The sequence below is a fragment of the Bacillus cereus group sp. MYBK195-1 genome, assembly GCF_051916605.1.
GTDB classification, from domain to species: domain Bacteria; phylum Bacillota; class Bacilli; order Bacillales; family Bacillaceae_G; genus Bacillus_A; species Bacillus_A cereus.
In genome coordinates, this window is the sequence record NZ_JBQAGZ010000001.1 from 32,751 (window position 1) to 57,728 (window position 24,978).

Sequence of the window (24,978 nt, forward strand, 5' to 3'; positions counted from 1 at the left end):
AATGACAAATATTCAAAAACGTTTTTATAAAGGCCGCGTAGCATTAAATGTATTAGCGAACAATACCCGAAATGCGAAAGATATTTTTGAAGCAGCAGAAGGTTATGTAGTAGTGGGAGTGTTATCAAAAGACTACCCAACAGTAGAAGAAGCTGTTACAGCGATGAAAGCATACGGAAAAGAAATTGATGACGCTGTATCAATCGGACTAGGCGCAGGAGATAATCGCCAAGCGGCAGTTGTCGCTGAAATTGCGAAGCATTATCCTGGTAGTCATATTAACCAAGTGTTCCCTTCAGTTGGAGCGACACGTGCAAATCTTGGCGAAAAAGATAGCTGGATTAATAGTTTAGTATCGCCAACAGGAAAAGTAGGTTACGTAAATATTTCTACTGGCCCAATTAGCGCAGCTGGAGAAGAAAAAGCAATCGTTCCAATTAAAACAGCGATCGCACTTGTACGTGATATGGGCGGAAATTCATTGAAGTACTTCCCGATGAAAGGGCTAGCTCATGAAGAAGAATATCGTGCAGTTGCGAAAGCTTGTGCGGAAGAAGGATTCGCATTAGAGCCAACAGGCGGAATCGATAAAGAAAACTTCGAAACAATTGTACGTATTGCGCTTGAGGCAAATGTAGAGCAAGTTATCCCGCACGTGTACTCTTCTATTATTGATAAAGAAACTGGCAATACGAAAGTAGAAGATGTTCGTGAATTATTAGCAGTCGTGAAAAAGTTAGTTGATCAATATGCGTAAGAAAATTGCAGCATTTGGTGAAGTAATGATGCGCCTGCAAGTACCAGGATATGAATTGTTGTCGCAAGCTAACACATTAAATTACTCATTTTCTGGTACGGGTGTGAACGTTGCAGCAGCACTTTCTCATCTCGGTCATGAAGGCTTTCTTATTTCAACTTTACCGGAAAATTCTGTTGGGGATGCTGCAGTATCACATATTCAAAAGTTAGGCATTCAGGCACCGTTTATTTCAAGAAGCGGTAAATATGTCGGCATGTACTTTTTAGAAAATGGATTTGGCGCACGGGCAAGTCGCGTTACATATTCGAATCGATTAGAAAGTAGTTTCAATACGGCATGTGAAGACATGTATCAATTTGAAGAAATCGCAAAGGAAATTGATATCGTTCATTTTTGCGGAATTACACTTGCGATGAATGATACGGTGCGCCATCATATGAAATCTTTAGCGAAAGCAGTGAAAGAAAGCGGAGGCACTGTCGTCTTTGATTGCAACTATCGTCCATCTCTTTGGGGAGAAGATGGGTATGAGCAGGCGAAACCACATTATGAAGAAATGCTGGCTCTTGCTGATATCGTTATGATGAATGAAAAAGATGCAATGTTCGTTCTTGGAATGAAAACAGAGGAGACGGAGCGAGAAGCACAACTTATTGATCTTATTCCAAAGGTGGCTGAAACATATCATATCGCTACAATCGCTGGTACACATCGCTCTATTAATAGTGATAATACACACTCGCTTCGCGGATTTATATGTAAAGATGGTGCGTTCACTTTTGCAAAAACACTTACGTTTTCTGTATATGATAGAATAGGTGCTGGAGATGCTTATACGAGCGGGATTATTCATGGCGAGATAAAAGAGTTTGCACCAGAGAAAGCTGTTTCATTTGCGTCAGCAGCTGGAATGCTTGCACATACAATCGTCGGTGATACGCCAATGTCATCAGAGAAGGATATACTTCGGGCAATGACGGCATCAGTAGGTGATGTAGAAAGGTAGTGGGTGTAACGGTGAACGTAACGAGGAAAAAAGGACCATTATATTTACAAATAAAAAATATTATTCGTGATCGAATATTGCATGGTGTATATGCGATTCATACGAATATTCCTTCCGAACCGCAGTTAGAAGAAGAGTTCAAAGTGAGCAAAATTACAGTGCGTAATGCAATTAAAGAACTCGCTCAAGAAGGATATTTAGAAAAGAAAAGCGGTAAAGGAACGAAAGTTATCCGTAATACTTCTGCGACAAAGTTGTCAAAAGGTAAGAAATTTACAGAAGTGTTAGTGGAAGAAGGATATAAAGTACAAAAGAAATTGCTAAAAGCAGAAATCGTTCATAATGAAGAAGGAACGGTGCCATTTCGATTATTCGGCAAGGAGAGTTTTCGTATTGAACGTTTATATACGTTAAATGATGCACCTTACATTCATTATACGCACTATTTCTCAGCAGGAATGGCAAGTACAGATTTATCGGACTTTGACTTGCAATCGCTTTATGATTTAGTTGAAGACCGAGGCATTCACTTAGAAAACTTCAGAGATGAATTCGCTGTTGGACTCGCGCCTAGTTTCGTTTCAGAAGCGCTAGGTGAAAAAGAGGGGACAGCGTTATTAAAACGTATGCGCTATTCTTATGATGAAGTTGGCGAAGTAATTGAATATAGCGAAGGCTACTACAATACAGAAATGCAGCATTATGTAGTGAATTATGACGTATAAAAGAGGGGATGTTCCCTCTTTTTTTATAAAGTAAAACTTTAATTAGTGGAGGAGGGCATCACCCACTAATTATTAGCCCACACCAATCGGGATAAAAGTAAGGAGAATGAGAGATGGATATATACTTATTAATCGTCACATTACTTGCAATTGCGATTGTTATTTTAGGGGTATCATGGTGGAAATGGCATGCATTTATTAGTTTAACAGTGGCGAGTTTATTTTTAGCTATTATGTCTGGACTGAATTTGACGAAAATAGTGACTGCCTATGAAACTGGTGTTGGTAGTGTACTAGGGCATCTAGTTGGTATTTTAGCCCTCGGAACAATTTTAGGAAAAATGATGTCCGATTCAGGGGCGGGCATGCAAGTGGCAGACTTCTTTATTCGATTTTTCGGTGTGAAGAAACTACCTTGGGCTATGTTATTTGCAGGTTTTGTTATAGGGATTCCAGTGTTTTTTGAAGTGGGGATCGTCATATTATTACCACTTGTTATTTCGATTCGAAAAACGACGAAGCAAAATATATTATTAATTGCGTTACCTGTTATTGCTGGATTATCTATTGTGCACGGGCTTGTGCCACCACATCCAGGGGCGATGACAGCAATCGGTATTTATAACGCGAACTTAGGAAAGGTACTTTTATATTCATTACTTATCGCGTTACCAGCAGCCATTATCGCAGGACCGATATTTGCAAAGTGGGTACATAAAAGGGTTATACCCGAAAATGAACCAGAGCTTGTTCGAGTTACGACTGTATCAACAGATTTACCAAGTCGTAAAGTTTCATTTTTCATTATTTTATTACCAGTTGTATTGATGATTTTATCAGTAGTGGCACCATATATTTCATTACCGAAAAAGATAACTGAATTTTTAGTATTTATAGGAAGCCCAGTAATTGCTTTACTTATTTCATGTTTCGCAGCATTTTATTTACTTGGAATAAGACAAGGAATTAATAAAAAGATGATTAAAAAATTAACGGATGAAAGTTTATTACCAGTCGGTTCCATTATTTTAATTATCGGTGCAGGCGGTGGATTTAAACAAATATTAATTGAAAGCGGCGTTGGAACAGCGATTGCGCAAATGGCAGAGCATATATCGCTATCACCAATTGTGTTAGCTTTCATGGTAGCTGGATTAATTCGAATCGCAACAGGTTCAGCTACGGTAGCATTAACGACGGCAGCAGGAATTGTTTCACCAGTTATTCAGCACATGTCAGGTGTAAATTTAGAATTGCTCGTTATAGCAACAGGTGCGGGATCATTAATGTTTTCTCACGTAAATGATGCAGGATTCTGGCTTGTAAAAGAGTATTTAGGATTAACGGTGAAGGAAACGTTTAAAACGTGGACGGTACTTGAGACATTGTTATCATTTATTGCATTTGGTTTTGCACTTTTATTAAATATGTTTATTTAGAAGATACCTTAATTGGTATCTTTTTTTGATGAAGCCCATTTCCGAAAACAAGCCCGTTTTTAAGAAAGCCAAGCTTCCTATTCGCCCTGAAAACATACTATAAATGGAATCCCCTCATTTAGAGCAAGGTGAACTTGTTATGAATGATACTAAAGGAGGAATAGAGTAATGAGCGAAAAGTGTGAACACAGACATGATGATTGTAACCGCAGACATGGGTGCGGAGGCGGTTTTGCGCTTCTAATCGTATTGTTTATTTTATTAATTATCATCGGTGCTAGTTGCTTCGGCGGAGGCGGCGGTTGTGGTTATGGTGGTTACGGCGGTTATGCTGGTGGCTACGGCGGATATTGCTGCTAATTATTAAAAACTATTGAAAATGGCCTTGTGCAATATGCACAAGGCCATTTTATTCATATTTTGATATGCTGTGATAATTTATTAATGTACAGAGAGCGGATTAAGAAGAAGAAAATAATCTCGATAATCCCGAAAAAGGTGAGTACGATACATGTCTCTTTTAGTAATGAGAAAGAAAACATGCTTTGTAAAAACTTAACCGCAAATAACGTGTGAACACCAGCAATGATGTAAGGAACGAAAAATAAAATTCCTAATTGAATGGTAGCAGAGCGAAACATTTCTGATTCAGTTAAGCCAAGCTTTGTAATCGTAATATACTTTTGTCTTTCAGTTGTTAAGTCATTATACATACGGAAGTATAGAACACTAGCCGCACCGATAAAGAAAATAAAGCCGAGAAATGCCCAAATAAAGAATTGAGCAACTGCATTTCCTTTACCGTAAATAAGTTCATCCGTAGCCGTATGTATGAAGAAAGGAACTTGAGCTTTCTCTTCAGTATGCTTTTCGTAGAACTCACGTGCATCACCACTAATAACACGTAACATATTTTTTGTTGGAACGATTGCATTTTCCCAGTTTTCTACGAAATAGTTATAGATTACAGTTGTTTCAATATGAGGAATCATATTATCAAATACATAATCTTGTACGACAGCTAAATGAGGGAATGCAAATGATGGTTCGATTCCTTTATTAATAAACCCTTTAATATGAAATTCTTTTTTATTAGATCCAAGTGTAATCGTATTTTGCTTTGCAAATGGATTAGATACGAGATCGAGAAGTTCTGGTGAGTGGCGAGAAATAATATACACTTCTGTAGAATCAATTGTTATTTCCGGTCTTTTCAATTGTTTAGCAATTGCGTTATAATCACTCATCTTCATAAGCATAATATCTTCTTTGGAAGCTGTATCTTTTAATACTGTAAACTTATATTTTTTGTAAAGAAAATTATTAGTTGTAAGCTCCGTTTCAATTGTAGAAATATGCTTTTGTTCAAGGGAATTGTCACCTTCTGATGTATACGTGAAGGGAACGGGATATCGCTCTAGTACTGATGCCTTCGTATTGTTATTAGCGGCGAATAATCCAATAATAATCGTAAATGCAAGTGCAGATAGCATAGAAACAATAAAGAGTACATTAATATTACTGCGTGTACGAGAAACTAAATCTGAAATCCATAACATATTTATTTGTTTCAAATAAAACTTTCTGCGCTTCTTTAAAATATAGATGAAAAGAAGGAATGTTTGTGAAAAGAATAAATATGTCCCGACTATTACGAGCGGTAAAATAGATAACATAATAAAAAAGACAGATCCATTTTGCACATTTTTTTCCGTTACGTAGCCTTGCGGATAACCAGCGATATAATAGCATAGCCCTAAACAAATTAAAGCGAATAAAGAGATGAGTATAGATGGTCTTTTTTCAGCTGGCATTTTCTTGTTCCCTTTAATGAGGTGGGCTGTTTTTCGAGTACGAATAAACATTGGTGTAAACGTAGAAACGATTAAAAATAAAATGATAAACGTTACGGTTGTAACGATAATCGCTTCTGTTGGCCAATATAAATAGAGACCTTTCGCACTTGTTAATTTCGAAGTGACTAATAAGAAAAAGTTAGAAAATACAAGTCCACCTTGAATGCCGATAAAGATAGACAATATCCCGATTATCATATTTTCAGTAAATAACAGTCTCTTTAATTGTCTCTGTGAGATACCGAGAATGGTGAGTATCCCGAATTGCTGCTTCCGAACATTTAAAAATGTTCCAATTGAATATAAGAGAAAGAAGAACGAGAACATAACGATCACAAGCTGTGCTGTACTAGCTAAGTTCATTAGAGGATCACGTTCTTGGAAACTTTGTACACTTTGTAACCGCGGGTGATACGCGTATACAGTAAATGAAAAGAAAACCATGATAGAAAACGCACTACTTACAAAGTAGGCGAAATATGCTTTCGAATTACGTGAGACATTTTTAAATGCGAATTGCCAAAATGTCATCCACGTCTTCCTCCTAATAATGCTAAAACATCTAATATTTCTTGATAAAATTTCTCGCGATATAATCCGCGGTGCAGTTCATTGTAAAGTTCGCCATCTTTAATAAAAATAACACGGTTACAATAACTTGCTGCAAACGGATCGTGCGTAACCATTAAAATCGTTGCATCTTCTTCTTTATTTAATTTCGTAAATAACTCCATTACGTCAATTGCCGCTTTTGAATCTAAGTTTCCTGTCGGTTCGTCGGCTAGTAGAAGTGAAGGATGATGAATAACAGCACGTGCTACTGCGGTACGCTGTGCTTGTCCTCCAGAAACTTCAAAAATACGTTTGTCCAAAATATGATCAATTCCAAGCTTTTTTGAAATGTTATCAAGCTTTTCATCCATTTCTTTTAATGGAACATTATCTAATGTTAAAGGTAGTACGATATTTTCACCGATTGTTAGTGTATCTAGTAAGTTAAAGTTTTGGAAAACAAATCCTAACTCTTGTCTTCGGAAAATAGCTAACTTCTCTCTACGAAATGTGTGCGGTTTTTTTCCGTTAATCACGACATCACCAGAAGTCGGAGAATCGATTGTAGAGATAACGTTTAAAAATGTAGATTTTCCGCTACCAGATGGTCCCATAATGGCAACGAATTCCCCTTTATCCACGTGTAAATTTATATTTTTTAAAGCAGTATGAGGGACTTTTCCCTCATATACTTTTGAGACGTTTTTTATGTGTAATACTTCTTCCATAGTAATCACCTTTCTACTTTTTAAAACTTAATGTGTTGTGATAATTTTTGCATATAAAAGGAACGAATTAAAAGGAAAAATAAAATTTCAACTGTTCCAAAAATCAACAGTACGACAGTAATTTCAGCGAAGAACGAGAGATGTAATATTTCTTGTAGCATCTTTGTCGCAAACATCGTATGGATTGATGCCATAATGTAAGGTACGAAGAAAAGAATCGCAAGCTGAATTGTCGCTGAACGTTTCATTTCAGTCTCAGTTAAGCCGATTTTCGTAATCGTTATATATTTTTCTTGCTCATTTGTTAAATCTGTATACATCCGGAAGTAAAGAACACTGCCAGCACCGATAAAGAAAATAACTCCTAGGAAAGTACCAATTAAGAAGAACGAAGCGACATTTAGTTTTGTCTTATATAGAGAATCGCTCGCTTCACTTGCATGGAAAGGTGGATGCTCTGCTTGAATTGCTGCATTATCGTTATGGATTTTTGTTATAAACGATGAACCGATATTATGTGCTTTTTCCCAATCTGTAACTTTGAAGTTATATACACTCATTTGTTTGGAAACGGTGGATAAGGCTTCTACATTTTCATCAGATAGTATGAGTAATTGGTATATTAAGCTGTTTGGGAATGGGCTATAACTTTTATATTCTTTCACTTGTAGTTGTAAATTGTTTTGAGTAAGTGTAAGAGTATTTTTCTGTTCTTTATTATGGAGCGTTCCAATAACTTGATCATCTAAGTCTTTCATAAGAATATAAGATTCATTCTTATTGACCGTGAGCGTTTCCCAATTTAAAGCCTTAGCAAGTACATTATAGTCACTTTGTTTAATGGCATAATAGAGCTGCGTGCTATCTTCAGCCGAAGATACTTCATATATATCCGTTTTAAATTTTGTATAAGTAAAGTGCTCTTCATTAAATTTCTGCTCTAACCAGTTTAAATGTTCATCAGCTAACGTATTTTCAGTATGCGATAAATAAGTAAACGGGAAAGGATTTTGTCTAATCGCATCAAACTTTGTAAATTTCCCGAATCCATATAAGAATGTAATCATTGTAAAAGCGAGCGTCGATAGCATCGCCACAATAAAGAGCATATTAATATTCGTCCGAATACGTGATGCTAGATCAGAAATCCAAAGCATATTAATTCGTTTCATATAAAACGTTCTTCGTGTTTTTAAAATACGAATAAGTAAAAAACTAATTTGTGAAAAGAAAAAGTATGTTCCAGCTGCAATAAGCGATGGGATGACAAATATACTAGAGACGGCATATAAAAGTCCAATTATGTCACCTAGCGACATAAAATACAGCGGATTTGCGGCTAACGCATATCCACATATTAAACAGATCGCACCAAATAGAGAGATGAGCACGGATGCTTTTCTTTCTTTTTGTTGTTTTCCTTCTTTTAAAAGACGTACGGCTTTTCTCGTGCGAATGAGCATCGGTGTAAAAGATGATACGAGAATGAAGAGCCCGAGAAAGATGATGATAGTTAAAACGATAGCACTTGTAGGCGGATATAAATATAAACCAGGTACGTGTGTAATTTTAGCGGTAACTAACAAAAAGAACTGTGAAAAGACAAGTCCAAGTTGAATGCCAAAAAATATAGAAAGAGCACCAATTAACATATTTTCTATAAATATGAGTCGCTTTAATTGTTTTTGAGATATGCCAAGCACTGTTAAAATCCCGAACTGTTTTTTTCGTACTTTTAAAAACGTCCCGATTGAATACAGTAAAAAGAAAAATGAAAAGAACACAATGACAACTTCTGAAATTGTCATTAATATGTTCAGAGAAAAATTCACGTCTGTCATATGCAATTTAGGATGAAATAAATAAACTGCAAATGAGAAAAAGATTGCGATGGAGAACGCACTGCTTACAAAATAGGCGAAATAAGCTCTGGCGTTTCTTGTGACGTTTTTAAATGCAAACTGCCAAAATGTCATTCACCTAAACCTCCTAATAGGGTGAAGATGAAAAGAGTATGAGAGACACTCTTTTCATCAAGTTTGTTTTAAATATTTTGTCCACTCGTGTAATGTGATAATTTTTGCATATAAAGTGAACGAATGAATAAGAAAAATACGATTTCAACGAATCCAAAAATAATAAGAACGGCTGAAACTTCTTTGAACAGAGATAAACCAATTACATCTTGTAGCATTTTTGTTGCGAACATTGTATGAATGGATGCCATAATGTACGGAATGAAAAATAAAATACTAAGTTGAATGGTTGCAGATCGTTTCATCTCTGTATCTGTTACACCGATTTTAGAAACCGTTATATATTTCTCTTGTTCGTTCGTCAAATCCGTATACATTCTAAAGTAAAGAACGCTACCAGCTCCAATGAAGAAAATAACTCCTAAAAATGTCCCGATTAGGAAGTACGCGGCACTACCTGATGTTATTTTGTATAACGATCCTGCTGATTCAAAGGATCGAATAAGAGGCCCTTCATACTGGTATTTATTTCGATCTTTTTGCACTTTTTCTATAAAATTATCAGCAATTTCATATGTCTGTTCCCAGTTTTGAATTTTGTAATTGTATGCTGATATATGTTTTACGGTGTTAGGTAAGTTATTTACGATAACATCAGGCAACACTATCGTTTGATATGAAAAGTCAGATGGGATTGCGTTTACATGCTCATAGCCTTTAACTCTTAATTTCGTATTTGTACTAGAGAGTGTAATGTAATCTCTATTGTAGCTTTGCTCAAATTCGTTGAATATGGTGATATAAGATGTCCCTGTTAACACATATGCTTCGTTATCATCCATAAATAGTTGTTTCATTCGTAAAGAATTCGCAAGTTTGTTATAGTCACTTTGCTTAATTGCGTATACGTCATTATAAATAGCTATATCTTTATCTTCTTTTAGTGGTGTTTCATATATATCAGCTTTTATTTTTTGATAAGGGAAATGCTCTTTTTGTAATTGTTGCTCAAGCCAATTTAAATGCTCTGTAACAAAAGGGTTCGCATCATAAGAGAAATAAGAAATTGGGAAAGGGGAAGTTCTATTCACCTCTAGCTTAATAAATTTCCCGAATCCATATAGGAACGTGATCATTGTGAAAGCAATTGTAGAGAGCATCGCTACAATAAAAAGCATATTAATATTCGTTCGAATACGGTTTGCTAAATCTGAAATCCAAAGCATATTAATCCGTTTCATATAAAATCTTCTTCTTTTCTTTAAAATATAAATAAGTAAGAAACTAATTTGAGAAAAGAAAAAATATGTTCCTATTGTAACTAGCATTGGGATAACGAAAATACTCGAAACCATATATATAACACCGATTTGCGGGCTTACTGATACGAAATATTTAGGATTTCCAGCTAACGCATAACCACCAAATAAACAAATCGCACCAAATAATGAAACAAGTATGGATGGTTTTCTTTCTTTTTGTTTTCCACCATTTGTTTTTAAAAGGTGTACCGCTTTTTTTGTACGAATAAGCATTGGTGTGAATGCAGATACAATGATAAAAAGACTAAGGAAAACAATGGTTGTTAAAATAAACGCGTTAGTAGGACCGTATAAATATATTCCTGGAACATGCGTAAGTTTGGCTGTTACTAATAAGAAAAATTGAGAAAAAACAACTCCAAACTGCATGCCGAAAAAGATAGATAAAATCCCGATTAACATATTCTCCATAAAAACAAGACGATGTAATTGTTTTCTCGATATTCCTAAAATGGTCAAAACACCAAATTGTTTTTTTCTAACTTTTAAAAAAGTACCAATGGAATATAGTAAAAAGAAGAAAGAGAAAAATACAATTACTACTTCTGAAAATATCATTAACCCTGAAATTTCAGAGGTCATGTCAAAGTTTTGTAATTTCGGATGGAATAGGTAAACAGCAAACGAAAAGAACACAGCAATGGAAAAGGAACTACTTACAAAGTAAGCAAAATAAGCTCTCGAGTTGCGCGTGACGTTTTTAAATGCAAATTGCCAAAATGTCATAGATTATACCTCCGGCTAGAAGATATAGAAGTAGTTGTATTGCAAAAAATGTATGAGAGTGAGTTCTCATACATTTTGCTTGCATATGTTACGATCATGCTTCGGTCACCTTCTCCGTATGTTCTGCTTGATTATTTGCAGCGTTGTGGAAGATGATTTTAATCGTCGTTCCTTTACCAACTTCAGAATCTAGTTTGACAGAGTGACCTAAATAATCACAAATTTTACTTACAATATAAAGCCCCATACCAGTAGATTCTCCGAATGCGCGACCGTTTTTCCCAGTGTAAAATGGTTCAAATACTCTTCGAATATCTTCTTGCGGAATACCAACACCTTCATCACGAACTTCTAAAATAATATCCTTTCCGTTTCGGTAAGCAGATAAGAAAACTTTCTTTCCGCGCTCACCAGAGTAACGAACAGCATTTGTCATTAACTGATAGATGATAAATTTTAGCCATTTCGCATCAGAAGCAACTTTTAAATCAGAATGGACTTCTAAAACAGGGAAGACACCATTACGAATGAATAGTTCTTTTAATCCGTTAATATTTTTTGTTACCGTATCTTTTAATGAAATCGTCTCAACATGGAAATCTTCATGGAAGTTATTTAACCTAGCCATGTATAAAGCCATATCAAGCCCTTGGTTTAGACGCTCTAATTCTTTTTTAAACTTTGGAATTAAATGCTCGTCTTCCATTTCGAGCACCATAAGCTGCATAACGGAAACAGGTGTCTTCATTTGATGCACCCAGTGGTTAATGAATAATTGATGTTCTTGTTGTTTTACTTCATACGATTGTAGTTCTTTTTGGAAGAGACGGTATTGCGTGCGCACGAGTTCATTTACACCGTGAGGCATCGGAGCAGTTGCTCTTTCAATAAACGCATCTTCCATTTTCTCTGGTTGCTCGCTTAATCTATGGTACATTCTACGATTGCGAACGTAACGGTAAGCGAGGAAACAAATAAATAAATATAAACTTAAAACGACGAAATAAAATTTATTGTTTTGAAATCCATCTACTGCATCATAAAGAACGAAAATGATACCGAAGTTTAAAACGTACAGTAGGAAAAATGCAAAATGATCACGTAAAAATAGCTTCATGCTTATTCACTCCAAGTTGCGTTAAAGCGATATCCAAGTCCACGTACTGTTTCAATAGAGTTCTCAATACCAAGCTCATTAAACTTTTTACGAAGACGCGTAATGTTTACGTTTAATGTATTTTCTTCAACGAAGCTTTCGTCATCCCAAAGCGCAGCTAATAAATCTTCACGGCTTGCTGTACGAGGGAATTTAGATAATAACATTTCAGCTAAAATAGCTTCTTTTTTCGTTAAAAGAACTTGTTCAGATCCGAAGTGAATTTCAGGACGTTCTGGGAATAGTTTTAAACCTTCTACTTCAACGATACGTTCAGAAATATTTGGTGCATAATCACCGTAAATACGGCGTAATTGTCCTTTAATTTTTGCCATTACAACGTCGTAGTGGAATGGTTTTGTAATGTAATCATCCGCACCGCTTTCAATTGCCATAATTTGTTCCATCTCACCAGCACGCGCTGAAATGAAAATAATTGGACAAGTAGATTCATGACGAATTTGACGGCACCAATAGAAACCATCGAATTTCGGTAAGTTTACATCAAGTAAAACAAGATGTGGTTTCACAGCGTTAAACGATTCCATAATATCATCGAAATTCTCTGCAACAACAGCTTCATAACCGTACTTCTGAATGTGAGATTGCAGTAATGATGAAATATTTGGATCGTCTTCAACGATTAAAATTTTATACATATGTATATTCCTCCTCAGAAAAACAATTGTAGCTATAGTGTATCATGTGTTTCAAGTCTTTTCATTATGTTGAAAGATAAGCTAGTAAACAGTATAGGTTAAAAGTGAGAAAAGTAAAAAGGGCACTGGATACAATTGACAAATAACAGTAATCGGTTTAATATTTAGATAAATATCTAAATGTCTAATTATCGAAAGGAAGAAAGACATTGAATCAAGCATTCAAAGCATTAGCAGATCCAACAAGGCGAAAAATTTTAGACTTATTAAAAGAAGGTGATTTAACCGCTGGTGAAATCGCTGAACATTTCAATATGACAAAACCAAGTATTTCACACCACTTAAGCGCACTTAAAAATGCTGAACTTATTCAAGATGAAAAGAAAGGGCAATTTGTTGTGTACTCTTTAAACACAACTGTCTTTCAAGATTTATTAACTTGGGTGTTTACATTTACGAATAAGGGGGAAGAGGGGAAATGAAAAAACATCTTTTTGCAATCTTATTAATTGTTATAACTTGTTTAGCTTGGGCGTTTGCTTGGCCACATTTGCCGGATACAATTGCAACGCATTGGAGCGGCGGTAAGGTAGATGGATATTCTTCTAAATTTTACGGAATGATTTCTATGGTCGGAATTATGATTGCATTATATATATTTCTAAATGTGATACCAAAGATTGATCCAAGAAAAGCAAATTACGAGAAATTTTCTAAAGCCTTTATGATGATGAATAATGGTGTACTATTGCTACTATTTGTAGGAAATATAGATATTATTACAAGTGGATTAGGATATAACTTATTCATTAATCGGGTGCCTGAATTATTAGTTGGTGTTTTATTTTTAGTAATGGGTAATTATTTACCACAGTGTAAGCCAAACTTTTTTGTTGGGATGCGTAATCCATGGACGTTAAGTAATGAAGAAGTATGGCGGAAAACACATCGGTTTAGCGGAAAAGTATTTGTGGCGTTAGGAATTATTATGATTATAAGTGTTTTCGCTCCGGCTGATTGGAGAACTTATATGATGCTTGGGATTATAGTAGTTGCTGTCATTATAACGAATTTATATTCTTACGTTTTGTATAAAAAAGAAATACAAATGTGAGCTATATTAGTCAAATTTTATATTTATAGTTTCTATGTTTTAAGAGATTTTAATACTCAGTGGGAATAATGAAAAGCTCACTGAGTAAATTTTTCGTTTTAAGGTCTGAAAATTCAATCGAAAAGGTGATTTGGGGGGATTTACATGTTAGAAATTATAAATTTTAGCAAGACATATAAAGACGGTAAGAAAGCAGTTGATCATTTGAATATTACTGTTAAAGCAGGGGATATCTTTGGATTTATTGGACATAACGGTGCGGGGAAAAGTACAACAATTAAGTCGTTAGTAGGAGTTATAGATTTTGAAGAGGGTGAAATTTTTGTTGATGGACATTCAGTAAAAAAGGATCCGATTGCATGTAAGAGAGTAATGGCGTATATTCCTGATAATCCAGATTTATATGAGCAATTAACAGGAATTCAATATTTGAACTTTGTTGCGGATGTGTTTAAAGTGCCTGCGAGGGATCGGGAAGAACAGATACAGAAGTATGGGGATGCTTTTGAGATTACACCGTACTTAGGGGACTTAATATCTTCTTATTCACACGGTATGAAACAAAAAGTAGCGATTATATCGGCGGTTTTACATAAACCGAAATTATTAGTTTTAGATGAACCTTTCGTTGGTCTTGATCCAAAGGCAGCCGTAGTATTGAAAGGTATTATGAAAGAGCTTTGTGAAAAAGGAAGTGCGATTTTCTTTTCTACGCACGTTTTAGATGTAGCTGAGAAGTTATGTAATAAAGTAGCGATGATTAATAGAGGGAAATTAGCACTTTCAGGAGAAGTAAATTCTTTAATAAAGGAAGGCTCATTGGAAGAGCTCTTTATGAAGGAGCTTGCTAATGAATACTAATAGTTTAGGTCTTTTGAAAATTCGGTTGATAACGCAGCTCGGTTTAAACACCTTTAAATACGAAAAAGATAAGAGAAAGAAGCAGAATAAGATTTTGCTGACAGTATCTATTGCTCTAGTTGGTGTCATGTTAATGTTATATTGCGGAGCTTCGGCATATGGATTGATAAAAATAGGAATTAGTGAAATTATTCCCGTCTATGCACTAGTTATTAGCAGTGTATTAACGTTGTTTTTCACTATATTTAAGGCAAATGGAGAAATTTTTGCTTTTAAGGATTACGACTTTTTAATGTCATTGCCGATTCGCATAAGTACTGTTATTGCAAGTAGGTTTTTGTATTTATACTTGCTGAATACAATCTTTTCAATCATAATCATGCTACCAATGGGAGTTGTGTATTGCATACATGAAAATCCATCAGTTTCTTTTTACTTTATGTGGTTCATCAGTATGTTTATAGCATCTTTAATCCCAACAACAATCGCAGCAATCTTTGGAGCTTCGATTACGGCAATCGCTTCTAAATTTAAAAATACGAATAAAATAACTACGATTTTAAGTTTTATAGTAATTATTACATTCGGTTCCTTTATGCTAAAAAACGGAAATGCTCAATATAGCCTTAATGATATGAACGGAATTGGTGCAATTGTTTCGGAGCAATTAACTAAAGTGTATCCATTAGCTAACATGTTTCAAAAAGCAATTGTTAATGCTGATATGGTAGCTTTCATCTTATTCGTGGGGATATCAGTGATTTGGTATTATCTTTTTGTAAAAATACTTTCGTTAAAATATAAGCAAATAAACACAGGGATCACCACTTATCATATGCTTTCAAATTATGAGATTAATAGCATGAAAAAAGAGAGTGTATTGGTCGCATTGTATAAAAAAGAGCTGAAACGTTTCTTCTCTTCTACAGTGTATGTCATAAATAGTGGAATGGGAGTCGTGATGGCGCTAGCTTTCTCGCTAGCTATAGTTGTAGTAGGACCAAGCCAATTAATAGCGTATCCTGGAATTGAGCCCCTGTTGCAAAAGATTGCTCCATTTGCTATTGCAGCAGCGATTTCGATGACATGTACAACATGTGTGTCATTGTCTTTAGAAGGAAAAAATGTATGGATTATTAAATCATTGCCTATAGCGCCAAAGATGATTTATGATAGTAAAATTCTTATGAATCTTTCATTGAGTATACCTGCATCACTTATTAGTGCTGTATTACTGATAATCGGGTTAAAGCTAGATGTTTGGAGCTCTCTTTTCATCGTAATAACACCGATAACATATTCATTATTTTCAGCAGTATGGGGGATTTTCATTAATAATCGATTTGGTTATTATGATTGGGTATCAGAAACTCAAGTAGTAAAACAAAGTATAGGATCGTTTGTTGGTATGTTTGGTGGCTTAATTGTGGCGGTTATACCTGCCTTGTTAATTGGTACTGCTACTATCTCGAACTACAGAGTATTTACTTTTGCAGTTATTATAGTGCTTACGATTATTACTATTTTCTTGTATAAGAACGAGTCGAGAAGAAGTATAAAATAAAGGAGCTGCTTTTCCTTTAAAAAGGAAGAGTAGCTTCTTTATTTTGAAAAGGTTAGACTCTTATATTACTTTTTTAAAACAGGTACCCATATTTCGCTTCTGAAATTCGGAGAGGATACGTCTTTGCTTTCATTCCACAATATCTCCGGTCCTTCCGCTAGTTCATAGTTCGAAGAAGGGAACCATTCAGAATAAATACGTCCCCATACATTTTGTAGTGCATCAGGAAATGGACCGACAGCTTCGAATATAGCCCATGTTGAAGCAGCAACTTCAAGCTGTTTAAACTCCTCTGGACAATCCTTTGTTGTGGCTACTCCAATATAGTGATCGAGTTCGCCTTTTTCCTCCATTCTTCCTTCAGAAAAATTAGTAGAAGCACTAATAATTCCAGTAGGTTCAATGTTTGAAAGGGACTTTAATGTTTGAATAGACTCTGGGTTTAAACTTTTCCACATAGAAGCAATTTCTTCATTTACACCGTTAAAAACAATTGGTACTCGTTTTGTAATACCTATAATTCGAAATGGCTCTTTTTCTTCAATTCGATAGTTCATTTCATTTCCTCCTTGAATGGATAACTGGAAGGTCATTGGTGAATAAGCTTTCAAAGAACGGCTACTATTTCGGGCTTCAGAAGGTGTTATACCGTGCAAGTTTTGAAATGCACGAGCGAATGAATCTGGTGAGTTGTAGCCATATTTTATAGCGACATCAATGACTTTTGCATTGCTATCTTTTAGTTCAAAGGCAGCAAGAGTAAGACGTCTACAGCGAATATAATCAGATAGTGATATACCTGCTAAAAACGAAAACATTCTTTTAAAGTGATACTCAGAACAGAGAGCTAGCCTCGCAACTTCTTTAAAATCAATTTCATTCGTAAGGTTATCTTCAATATAGCGCATTGCAGTATTCATATTTTTAAGTGAATCCATATTATGACCTCCTCTGTACATAGAATAGCAGGAACGAAATAGCTCCATCCGACATTTCGTGCACAACTTTGTAGGGGACATTTTTAACCTTACAAAATTGTAATGTTCCTGTAAGGAGAATGAATGGATGGTATGATATCCCAATGTTATAGTAACAAAGTACTTTTGTTCAGTAGGTTAAATTTTTATATCTTTACTTATGCGTCTTACATAACTGTCATGTTTGTGTAAGAAACATCGATAGTGGCAAGAGTAGAGAGTGTATATAGTTGAAAATAGAGAATAGAAGAAATGAGGGATGTCGAGATGAAAACAGTGTTAGAAGCAAAAAATATTGAAAAAGTGTACGACACGGGTGGGAATAAATTTGCAGCGTTAAAAGGTATTAACTTACAAGTAAAAGAAGGTGAGTTCGTTGGAATTATGGGACCTTCTGGTTCTGGTAAGACGACTTTACTAAATGTTCTTTCTACAATTGATAATGCGACGAACGGTGAAATTTTAATTGATGGAAAAGATATTGTAAAGATGAATGATGATAAGTTAGCGTTATTCCGCCGTGATCATTTAGGTTTCATTTTCCAAGATTATAACTTATTAGATACGTTAACGGTGAAAGAGAATATCGCTTTACCACTTGCGTTATCAAAGGTGAAAGCGAGTGAGATTGATCGCCGCGTTCTTGAAATCTCAAAGAAATTCGGTATTGATCATATTTTAAGTCAGTTCCCATATCAAGTATCTGGTGGGCAGAAGCAGCGCTGTGCAGCATCGCGTGCAATTGTTACGAATCCAAGTATGATTTTCGGAGACGAGCCAACTGGAGCACTTGATTCTAAATCTGCAACAGATTTACTTGAAAGTATGAAGTCGTTAAATGAATATGATAACTCAACAATTTTAATGGTAACGCACGATGCATTTGCAGCAAGTTATTGTAAACGAGTTATTTTCATTAAAGATGGTGAACTCTATAAAGAATTACACCGCGGTGAATCGACGCGTAAACAGTTCTTCCAAAAAATTGTTGACGTAATGTCTTCTATTTCTGGAGGTATGGCTGATGACCTTATCTAGCATTGCCCTCCGCAACATACAGCGGAACTTTAAAGACTACTTTGTATATTTTGCATCTATGATTTTTAGTATCGTTATTTATTTCACATTTAAAGCACTGCAATATAATTCACAAATGGAAAAAGCAGCAGAAGCTTCTAAAAAGATTAGCGGTGCGTTTCAAGTTTCCAGTGTGATGCTTATCATTTTCGTAGCAGTGTTTATTATATATTCGAACGGATTCTTTACACGTAAACGTAAAAAAGAAGTTGGATTATATTCTTTACTAGGTATTCGGAAAAGACAAATTGGTAAAATGCTCTTTTATGAAAATATGTTAATGGGATTAATGTCATTAGTAATTGGGATTGCGATCGGTAGTGTCCTTTCAAAATTATTCCTTGAGTTATTAGTAAATATGATGGGATTAAATTTAAACGTTCATTTTGAAGTACCGGTGGCTGCCATTATTGATACAGCAATTATTTTCTTTGTGATTATTTTATATACATCACTTCAAGGATATCGTTTAATTTATCGCTTTAAGTTAATTGAACTTTTCCGTGCAGAACGTGAAGGAGAAGCAATGCCAAAAGGATCTGTCATCATGGCATTAATTTCAGTTTTCTTAATCGGTTCAGGTTATTTTTTAGCATTAATGTACATGAAAGCAGTTATGTATGCAGACTTTATGGTCGTTGCATTATATATTTTATTAGCGACAGTAGCAGGGACTTATTTACTGTTCATGTTCTTCACAGTATTTGTATTGAAACGTGCAAGAAATAATAAGTCAGCATTTTATAATGGTATGAATATGGTAACGACATCGCAGTTACTATATCGTATTAAAGGAAATGCGAAATCACTGGCGACAATCGCTATTTTAAGTGCGGTAACATTAACAGCGGTTGGTACGTCAGTTACGATGTATTACAACACATTTACGCAATCAAAAGTTGCTGCGCCGTATAGTTATTCCTATGAGAAAAAAGATGCAGCATTAGATAAAAAAGTAAATGAAATACTTGCTGGAGAGAAGAATAATCACCCAGTCACATATGAATCAGAAGTTGAAATGATTCCTGTGAAGGGAACATTTAAAGGTGAAAGAGCTGATCAAGTTCTGAACACACACTATAATGTTACGAATCAGTACCAGCTTATTTCTCAATCAAGCTTTAATACACTTGTGAAACATTTAGATGTAGAGCCTGTAAATTTAAGTGCGAATGAAGCTTTCGTATATGATAGCCTATATATTGAGAAACTTGATTTTGGTCCTCTTTATACAGGAAATACAGCTGTATTCCCTGTTGGAAACGAGTCAAAAGAATTAAAAATTAAAGGTGTAAATAATAGAAGCCTTACAAATTTAAATGAACTATTTGTAATCGTTCCTGATAAAACATATGAGCAAGTGAAACAAGTAAACGAAACGCGTACTGTAAAAAATATTGATGTAAAAGGTGAGCGAAATAGTAAAGAGTTAACAGCAAAATTAGCAAGCATTATGCCAGCTGGAGAATCAGAAGTTTTAAAACCATTTAACGATTTCTATACAGGATTCCAAATGGGGCTTGAAACAACAGGCTTAATGATGTTTATTGGGTTATTCTTAGGATTAGTATTCCTATTAGCAACAGGCTCAATCATTTACTTTAAACAATTAACAGAAGCAAGTGCTGACCGTGATCGCTACGTTGTTCTTCATAAAATTGGTGTAACGAAGCAAGAGATGAAGAGAGCTATCGCAAAACAAGTGAGCTTTATCTTTGCTATTCCATTAATTATTGGTATTTTACACAGTTTATTTGCACTAAAAGGTTTGTCAAATATATTACCATTTGAAATTATGATTCCGCTTCTCATTAGTATTGGAGTATACGGCGCGATTTATATTGGATATTACTTCTTAACGGTTCGTTCTTATTATAAGATCGTGAGTGCGAAGTAATAAGGGACAGCTATCGCTAGAGACGATAGCTGTTTTTTTATTCTTCATAAAATCTTAAGAAATCTCCTCAATTTTTGTTAAGAAATAATAGTTATACTTAGAAACAAGTTAAAAACTATTGAACGAATGAGGAGAGGTTTATATGCAACTCATAACATTCTTACATGAATTTATTAAACATCCGAAACATACTGGTGCAATTGCGCCAAGTTCAAAAATATTAGCAAAGAAAATGGTAGATGTAATTGATTTTAATAAAGCGAAATGCATTGTAGAGTTAGGTCCTGGTACAGGAGTCTTTACGAAAGAAATTATGAAGAGAAAGAAGAAGGAAACAATATTTCTTCTTATTGAAATTAATGAAGTGTTTTGCAAGGAGCTAAAGAGAAAATTTAAAGATGAGCAGAACGTCATTGTTGTACACGGTTCAGCCGAAAATATAAAAAAGTATATAGAAGATCTCAATATAGAATGCGTGGATTACGTTTTATCGGGATTACCTTTTACCTCTTTACCAGAAGAAGTTTCAAAGCGTATTTTAAACAATGTAATGGAAGGGATACATGAGAATGGTGAATTTATTACATTTCAATATTCACTTGTGAAAAAAGGATTTATACAGCACTTCTTTCCAGAAATTACGCTAGAGAAAGTGTGGCTCAATTTCCCACCAGCGTACATCTTTAGCTGTAAAAAAGAGCTAAGGAGAGCATATGCATAATGGAATTACATGAATTATTATCTTATATTGAACAATACGGTTATTGGGCATTATTTTTCTGTTTATGGTTAGGTATTATCGGTATGCCAATTCCAGACGAAATGATCGTAATGAGTGGTGGCTTTGTATCTTCACTAGGGATATTAAGTGTCATTCCTGCATTTTTATTAACATATTTAGGTGTTGTATCTGGGCTTTCTTTAGGTTATATATTAGGGAAAATATTTGGTACGAAAGTACTTGATAAGCTAATGAAAAAGAAAAAGGCGAAATATCTTTTGAAATCTCAACAAATGGTAGAGAAGTATGGTCATTATGCGTTAGTCACAAGTTACTTCATACCAGTTGTAAGACATATCGTACCGTATTTAGTTGGAATGAATAACATGTCATTTAAGACGTATGCTTTGTATTCTTATACGACAGGATTTGTTTGGACACTCGTTTACTTTGTGCTCGGTGCTTTATTTGGAAAACATATTGAAAGTATTGTAGCGATCGCGATAGAATATGGCGTGTATTTTGGCGTGATTGTTTTTATAGTTACAGGTATTCTTTATTTATATAGACAAAAAAGAATCACGCTGATGAGTAAATAGAAGTAAAGAAAGTTTCTTCCAGTATGAAGGACAAGATAGGATTATAAGTATAAAATTATCTTTATTTAATGGTAAAATATAGGTAAGTAGTTAAGGAAGGAAGAGCGTTGTGCTACTCATTTTTAGCCTTATCTTAATTGGAATTATGTGCAGTATGAAAATAGTATCCTTACACATGATAGAACGACAAAAGGTAGAGGAACGATATGTATATTGTCCAAAATGTGATACGAAAATTAGAAGAGGAAATTCAGCTCCTTTTTGTTCGAAATGTAATTTAATATTTTAAAAATAAAAAGTCCGAAATCACTTTATATAGTTTCGGACTTTTTATTTTTAAGTAAACATTAATCCACCTAGTTCTCTTTCGTTTGTTTATTAGCTAAAATGGATTATGAATAACAATAGTATGTAAACGAAAATAAATATAAATGTACACATGGAGTGTTATATTTGGAGATTTTAATCATAGTAGGATGCCTAAACTGTACGGATGTTAACCTTCTTAGAGAAAGATATCCCAGCTAATTTAGTTTGGAAGATTGAAAGAATAGATTGAAAATAGATGAGAAGTGGAGTGCATATGATGGAGACACAAATCGTTATTGGAGTACCTGGTTTATGGAAAGATAGAACAGAATTAATACAAGAAGTTGTGAGTAAAAGTAACTATATGTTAGCAGGAAATGTTATGCACCATAAGGAGAAAGGGATTGGCTTTGAATTTGATATATATGAACAAGACCCTTCTTTGAGAGAGGCTTTCTTCTATGCAAGTGGTGAGCGTTTTGATGAAGAATTGCTTCAGGAGTTGGAGAAGCATACTTATACAGTGTATGTTATTGCAAAAGTTGACGATACAGAGAGAGTACAAGAAGTAATTGATGTAGGAATGGAACTTTTAAATGCAGGTGGACTTGCTTTAAAAGTTGAAACAGCAGGTGTGGCTTATTCGAAAGAAGAATGGCAAGAGCTTACAGAGAATAAGGAAATATTCCCGATGTATTCGCACCTTGTAACTTTAGTTGGAGATGAAGAGGACGGCTACTATTCATGTGGAATGCAAGCATTTAATCTACCAGACGTTGTTTTAGACGGAGGAATAGATCCGGAAGTAGCTGTAAATTTATTAAATGATTTTAACCTACATAATATATTGGAAAAACCTAATTTGAAAGATGGGGATACAATTAGTTTCACAGAAGATGCTCCAGTGTATCTTTTATCTCATTATATAGATAATCGTTATGAACAAGAGGATCCATTTTATAATTCGTGTGGGGTATGGAAGTTAGAGAGTGCTTCGGCAAAGAAATCTATCTTTCAAAAATTGGGGAGTGTGCTAAAAGGATGGAAAAATACATAAAAGAACAGAGGAGTATATGTGATAAATATAAAGCGGAGTATGTAGAATCTACGAATGAATTGAAATTAGGAATAGCGCAAAATGTGAAAGATGGTATCGCACCGATTAATGGGTTACGAATGTCTGTAGAAAATGGAACGACAGGTTGGTACATTTGGGCTGGTGAAGAAATGGGGACAGAAGAAGATTTCTTTCTTCCGTTACACGTTCAACATATTGATGAATGGGCACCTGAAATAAAGAAGTATTTAGGGTTACCACCTGGTTGGAGATTTTTAATTGCTGGAGATTACGAGGACGTGTGGTATGATCCGAATTTGTTTGATGAAGATTTAGAAGAGGATGCAGATGAATGGGAAGGAAATATGCTACAAGAGTATGGATGGTACATGCATAGCATATTAGCAGAAGATATTGATGGCATCCATGCTAATTATCATACGCATGGTCTAAGAGATAAATTTAATCATCAAGATTTACAAATAGCATTAAATATGGATCCTGAATTCGCGCATAGTGTTTTTTGTACCATAATAGAAGAAATAAAGAGCGGAAAAAAGTTTGAACAAGGGATTGAGTATACGAATATTATTGAAGGATATCCCATTATTATGAAGTCTTTCGTAGAGATGGATCGAGAAGTTTTCAGGGTTTTATTACCTGATGACAGAGGGATTCTTCCTACTAGGCCAGAGTGTGATGAATGTTATAAGACTCAATTGGATGATATTGAGGAGAGTTGATAAAAAAAGAGCTTGAAACTATTCAAGCTCTTTTTTTATTACTATTTATGTCCTAAAATATGCTCAATCTCATGCAAACTTAATTTACTTGCCTTAGCAATCGTTTCAAGTGGTATACCAAGATCATACATATTTTTAATCATTTGAATTTTTCCCTGCTGAACTCCTTCTTTTCGACCTTGTTCAATGCCCTGTTCAATGCCTTTTTCAATGCCTTTTTTAATTCCTTGTTTCATCCCTTGTTCCATTCCTCTTTTTATTCCTTCTGTCTCTGCATGGGCGAATTTTGCTGCTTCATCCATTAAAACTTTCTCCCTTGCGTCATAGGCTTGTCGGAAAGATGAATCTTGACTCATACGTTCCCATTTATTTATCGCTTTTTGTAAAATAGGGTCTTGGTTCATAGCAATATCCTCCAATAGTTTAGTTAAGTGCTCATCCTCATTTGCTGAAAGCAATAAAAGCCAACGAACAAATGGATCTTTCCACGGATTTACTTTTTCTTCATGCCATTGTTCAGTTAACTTTGGAATTTCTATAATGTGGATTTCAATGTCGTCACTCAGGAGTTTTTGTTGTTGTGTATTCCATAATATGCTTGTTGTTTGGAAGGCTGGGTGTTCCGAAAACATTACGAAGTTTAGTAAGTTTATGGTGATGGTTTTGTGAAGTGCACTGTAGGGCATCCCTTTTTGTAGTTGAGATGTGTATAGTCTTCCCCAATAATATAAACTGCGTTTAACCATATCGTGATTATTATTGAGTTGTATTTCTACATTGACTTTTGTTCCTGTGTCTAATGTTGCTGAAATGTCTAAAATAGATAACTTATCCTCTTCATATTCCCTGTGTAAATGTGGATCTTCTAGTTGTAGAGAAGCAATGGGCGACTCTAAAGACTCTTGTAACATAGCATTTAAAAATGCAATTAGAATATCTTCGCTACCATTCGTACCAAACAATTGTTTAAATGCAAAATCAATGCGTAAATTAACTAACTGTTGGTTGAACAAAGTTTGTCCTCTCCCTTATATGAAGGTGCTTCTTTCCTTCATTGTACATAAAAAGAACTAGAGTATGCAAACAAGCCATTCTTCTATTTTTTAGTAGTTTTATTAGAACGTCACAGGTAAGTATGGTTATGTTATACTCTA

24 protein-coding genes are annotated in these 24,978 nt (G+C 34.8%); 16 read left to right on the forward strand and 8 right to left on the reverse strand.

Annotated elements, in window-relative coordinates:
* Nucleotide 1 precedes the first annotated feature (1 nt).
* The 5 genes from dagF to ACTFRY_RS00235 all read left to right on the forward strand — a co-directional run bounded on the left by dagF (nt 2) and on the right by ACTFRY_RS00235 (nt 4,290).
* Nucleotides 2-757, forward strand: a complete 756-nt coding sequence (gene dagF, locus ACTFRY_RS00215; protein WP_000181937.1) for a 2-dehydro-3-deoxy-phosphogluconate aldolase — start codon at nt 2-4, stop codon at nt 755-757.
* A complete protein-coding gene (locus ACTFRY_RS00220; protein ID WP_061664541.1) occupies nt 750-1,766 on the forward strand; it encodes a sugar kinase in 1,017 nt (338 codons plus the stop codon). Before dagF ends, ACTFRY_RS00220 begins: the two co-directional genes overlap by 8 nt.
* Complete coding sequence (locus ACTFRY_RS00225; protein ID WP_000539263.1) at nt 1,766-2,491, forward strand: GntR family transcriptional regulator; 726 nt, start codon at nt 1,766-1,768, stop codon at nt 2,489-2,491. Before ACTFRY_RS00220 ends, ACTFRY_RS00225 begins: the two co-directional genes overlap by 1 nt.
* A 113-nt stretch (nt 2,492-2,604) precedes the next feature.
* Entirely contained in the window at nt 2,605-3,930 is a 1,326-nt protein-coding gene (gene gntP, locus ACTFRY_RS00230) for a gluconate permease GntP (protein ID WP_061664543.1), read from the forward strand.
* Nucleotides 3,931-4,098: 168 nt separating this feature from the next.
* Nucleotides 4,099-4,290: a YjcZ family sporulation protein gene (locus ACTFRY_RS00235; RefSeq protein WP_001290392.1), complete on the forward strand. Its 192-nt coding sequence runs from the start codon at nt 4,099-4,101 to the stop codon at nt 4,288-4,290.
* 53 nt (nt 4,291-4,343) lie between these two features.
* On the opposite strand, the gene ACTFRY_RS00240 is transcribed toward ACTFRY_RS00235, so the two are convergent.
* The 6 genes from ACTFRY_RS00240 to ACTFRY_RS00265 form a co-directional block, all read right to left on the reverse strand.
* Nucleotides 4,344-6,317: an FtsX-like permease family protein gene (locus ACTFRY_RS00240; protein WP_098616312.1), complete on the reverse strand. Its 1,974-nt coding sequence runs from the start codon at nt 6,315-6,317 to the stop codon at nt 4,344-4,346.
* Nucleotides 6,314-7,066 carry an ABC transporter ATP-binding protein gene (locus tag ACTFRY_RS00245; protein WP_000393250.1) on the reverse strand — a complete coding sequence of 251 codons (753 nt, stop codon included), beginning with the start codon at nt 7,064-7,066 and terminating at the stop codon, nt 6,314-6,316. The genes ACTFRY_RS00240 and ACTFRY_RS00245 overlap by 4 nt, the downstream gene beginning before the upstream one ends.
* Nucleotides 7,067-7,086: 20 nt before the next feature.
* Nucleotides 7,087-9,042 (reverse strand): ABC transporter permease, encoded by a 1,956-nt coding sequence (locus tag ACTFRY_RS00250; protein WP_000144972.1) that lies wholly within the window; start codon nt 9,040-9,042, stop codon nt 7,087-7,089.
* Nucleotides 9,043-9,110: 68 nt separating this feature from the next.
* Nucleotides 9,111-11,090: an ABC transporter permease gene (locus ACTFRY_RS00255; protein ID WP_098616311.1), complete on the reverse strand. Its 1,980-nt coding sequence runs from the start codon at nt 11,088-11,090 to the stop codon at nt 9,111-9,113.
* 94 nt (nt 11,091-11,184) lie between these two features.
* A complete protein-coding gene (locus ACTFRY_RS00260) occupies nt 11,185-12,207 on the reverse strand; it encodes a sensor histidine kinase (RefSeq protein WP_000765341.1) in 1,023 nt (340 codons plus the stop codon).
* A gap of 2 nt (nt 12,208-12,209) precedes the next feature.
* Entirely contained in the window at nt 12,210-12,905 is a 696-nt protein-coding gene (locus tag ACTFRY_RS00265) for a response regulator transcription factor (protein ID WP_000276738.1), read from the reverse strand.
* Between the two features lie 209 nt (nt 12,906-13,114).
* On the opposite strand from ACTFRY_RS00265, the gene ACTFRY_RS00270 reads away from it, so the two are divergent.
* From ACTFRY_RS00270 to ACTFRY_RS00285, 4 genes are all read left to right on the forward strand, one after another.
* Nucleotides 13,115-13,387, forward strand: a complete 273-nt coding sequence (locus tag ACTFRY_RS00270) for an autorepressor SdpR family transcription factor (RefSeq protein WP_001070531.1) — start codon at nt 13,115-13,117, stop codon at nt 13,385-13,387.
* Nucleotides 13,384-14,019 carry an SdpI family protein gene (locus ACTFRY_RS00275; RefSeq protein ID WP_000716347.1) on the forward strand — a complete coding sequence of 212 codons (636 nt, stop codon included), beginning with the start codon at nt 13,384-13,386 and terminating at the stop codon, nt 14,017-14,019. The genes ACTFRY_RS00270 and ACTFRY_RS00275 overlap by 4 nt, the downstream gene beginning before the upstream one ends.
* 144 nt (nt 14,020-14,163) lie before the next feature.
* Nucleotides 14,164-14,880, forward strand: a complete 717-nt coding sequence (locus tag ACTFRY_RS00280) for an ABC transporter ATP-binding protein (protein ID WP_000889756.1) — start codon at nt 14,164-14,166, stop codon at nt 14,878-14,880.
* Nucleotides 14,870-16,444 (forward strand): hypothetical protein, encoded by a 1,575-nt coding sequence (locus ACTFRY_RS00285; RefSeq protein WP_044796399.1) that lies wholly within the window; start codon nt 14,870-14,872, stop codon nt 16,442-16,444. Before ACTFRY_RS00280 ends, ACTFRY_RS00285 begins: the two co-directional genes overlap by 11 nt.
* 65 nt (nt 16,445-16,509) lie before the next feature.
* Here the strand turns inward: ACTFRY_RS00285 and ACTFRY_RS00290 are convergent, their stop codons facing one another.
* Nucleotides 16,510-17,382, reverse strand: coding sequence for an AraC family transcriptional regulator (locus tag ACTFRY_RS00290; RefSeq protein WP_000377726.1), 873 nt, complete (start codon nt 17,380-17,382; stop codon nt 16,510-16,512).
* A 306-nt stretch (nt 17,383-17,688) separates the two neighbouring features.
* Here ACTFRY_RS00290 and ACTFRY_RS00295 point away from each other — a divergent pair, with 306 nt between their 5' ends.
* The 7 genes from ACTFRY_RS00295 to ACTFRY_RS00325 all read left to right on the forward strand — a co-directional run bounded on the left by ACTFRY_RS00295 (nt 17,689) and on the right by ACTFRY_RS00325 (nt 23,824).
* Complete coding sequence (locus tag ACTFRY_RS00295) at nt 17,689-18,459, forward strand: ABC transporter ATP-binding protein (protein WP_000859655.1); 771 nt, start codon at nt 17,689-17,691, stop codon at nt 18,457-18,459.
* Nucleotides 18,446-20,395, forward strand: coding sequence for an ABC transporter permease (locus ACTFRY_RS00300; protein WP_044796400.1), 1,950 nt, complete (start codon nt 18,446-18,448; stop codon nt 20,393-20,395). Before ACTFRY_RS00295 ends, ACTFRY_RS00300 begins: the two co-directional genes overlap by 14 nt.
* Nucleotides 20,396-20,537: 142 nt before the next feature.
* Complete coding sequence (locus ACTFRY_RS00305; protein ID WP_001176052.1) at nt 20,538-21,116, forward strand: class I SAM-dependent methyltransferase; 579 nt, start codon at nt 20,538-20,540, stop codon at nt 21,114-21,116.
* On the forward strand, nt 21,116-21,715 hold the full coding sequence (locus tag ACTFRY_RS00310) for a DedA family protein (protein WP_000418924.1): 600 nt from the start codon (nt 21,116-21,118) through the stop codon (nt 21,713-21,715). Before ACTFRY_RS00305 ends, ACTFRY_RS00310 begins: the two co-directional genes overlap by 1 nt.
* Nucleotides 21,716-21,824: 109 nt before the next feature.
* Nucleotides 21,825-22,004, forward strand: coding sequence for a hypothetical protein (locus tag ACTFRY_RS00315; RefSeq protein ID WP_001986677.1), 180 nt, complete (start codon nt 21,825-21,827; stop codon nt 22,002-22,004).
* Between the two features lie 297 nt (nt 22,005-22,301).
* Nucleotides 22,302-23,081 (forward strand): DUF4261 domain-containing protein, encoded by a 780-nt coding sequence (locus ACTFRY_RS00320; RefSeq protein WP_136986279.1) that lies wholly within the window; start codon nt 22,302-22,304, stop codon nt 23,079-23,081.
* Entirely contained in the window at nt 23,066-23,824 is a 759-nt protein-coding gene (locus tag ACTFRY_RS00325) for a DUF4262 domain-containing protein (RefSeq protein ID WP_044796405.1), read from the forward strand. The genes ACTFRY_RS00320 and ACTFRY_RS00325 overlap by 16 nt, the downstream gene beginning before the upstream one ends.
* A 41-nt stretch (nt 23,825-23,865) precedes the next feature.
* Here the strand turns inward: ACTFRY_RS00325 and ACTFRY_RS00330 are convergent, their stop codons facing one another.
* On the reverse strand, nt 23,866-24,837 hold the full coding sequence (locus tag ACTFRY_RS00330; protein WP_074596441.1) for an Rpn family recombination-promoting nuclease/putative transposase: 972 nt from the start codon (nt 24,835-24,837) through the stop codon (nt 23,866-23,868).
* Nucleotides 24,838-24,978: the final 141 nt, after the last annotated feature.

Coding starts and splice junctions, on each gene's coding strand:
- dagF (WP_000181937.1), top strand. CDS start 2: ATGACAAATATTCAAAAACGTTTTTATAAAGGCCGCGTAGCATTAAAT.
- ACTFRY_RS00220 (WP_061664541.1), top strand. CDS start 750: ATGCGTAAGAAAATTGCAGCATTTGGTGAAGTAATGATGCGCCTGCAA.
- gntP (WP_061664543.1), top strand. CDS start 2,605: ATGGATATATACTTATTAATCGTCACATTACTTGCAATTGCGATTGTT.
- ACTFRY_RS00235 (WP_001290392.1), top strand. CDS start 4,099: ATGAGCGAAAAGTGTGAACACAGACATGATGATTGTAACCGCAGACAT.
- ACTFRY_RS00240 (WP_098616312.1), bottom strand. CDS start 6,317: ATGACATTTTGGCAATTCGCATTTAAAAATGTCTCACGTAATTCGAAA.
- ACTFRY_RS00245 (WP_000393250.1), bottom strand. CDS start 7,066: ATGGAAGAAGTATTACACATAAAAAACGTCTCAAAAGTATATGAGGGA.
- ACTFRY_RS00250 (WP_000144972.1), bottom strand. CDS start 9,042: ATGACATTTTGGCAGTTTGCATTTAAAAACGTCACAAGAAACGCCAGA.
- ACTFRY_RS00255 (WP_098616311.1), bottom strand. CDS start 11,090: ATGACATTTTGGCAATTTGCATTTAAAAACGTCACGCGCAACTCGAGA.
- ACTFRY_RS00260 (WP_000765341.1), bottom strand. CDS start 12,207: ATGAAGCTATTTTTACGTGATCATTTTGCATTTTTCCTACTGTACGTT.
- ACTFRY_RS00265 (WP_000276738.1), bottom strand. CDS start 12,905: ATGTATAAAATTTTAATCGTTGAAGACGATCCAAATATTTCATCATTA.
- ACTFRY_RS00275 (WP_000716347.1), top strand. CDS start 13,384: ATGAAAAAACATCTTTTTGCAATCTTATTAATTGTTATAACTTGTTTA.
- ACTFRY_RS00280 (WP_000889756.1), top strand. CDS start 14,164: ATGTTAGAAATTATAAATTTTAGCAAGACATATAAAGACGGTAAGAAA.
- ACTFRY_RS00285 (WP_044796399.1), top strand. CDS start 14,870: ATGAATACTAATAGTTTAGGTCTTTTGAAAATTCGGTTGATAACGCAG.
- ACTFRY_RS00290 (WP_000377726.1), bottom strand. CDS start 17,382: ATGGATTCACTTAAAAATATGAATACTGCAATGCGCTATATTGAAGAT.
- ACTFRY_RS00295 (WP_000859655.1), top strand. CDS start 17,689: ATGAAAACAGTGTTAGAAGCAAAAAATATTGAAAAAGTGTACGACACG.
- ACTFRY_RS00300 (WP_044796400.1), top strand. CDS start 18,446: ATGACCTTATCTAGCATTGCCCTCCGCAACATACAGCGGAACTTTAAA.
- ACTFRY_RS00305 (WP_001176052.1), top strand. CDS start 20,538: ATGCAACTCATAACATTCTTACATGAATTTATTAAACATCCGAAACAT.
- ACTFRY_RS00310 (WP_000418924.1), top strand. CDS start 21,116: ATGGAATTACATGAATTATTATCTTATATTGAACAATACGGTTATTGG.
- ACTFRY_RS00320 (WP_136986279.1), top strand. CDS start 22,302: ATGGAGACACAAATCGTTATTGGAGTACCTGGTTTATGGAAAGATAGA.
- ACTFRY_RS00325 (WP_044796405.1), top strand. CDS start 23,066: ATGGAAAAATACATAAAAGAACAGAGGAGTATATGTGATAAATATAAA.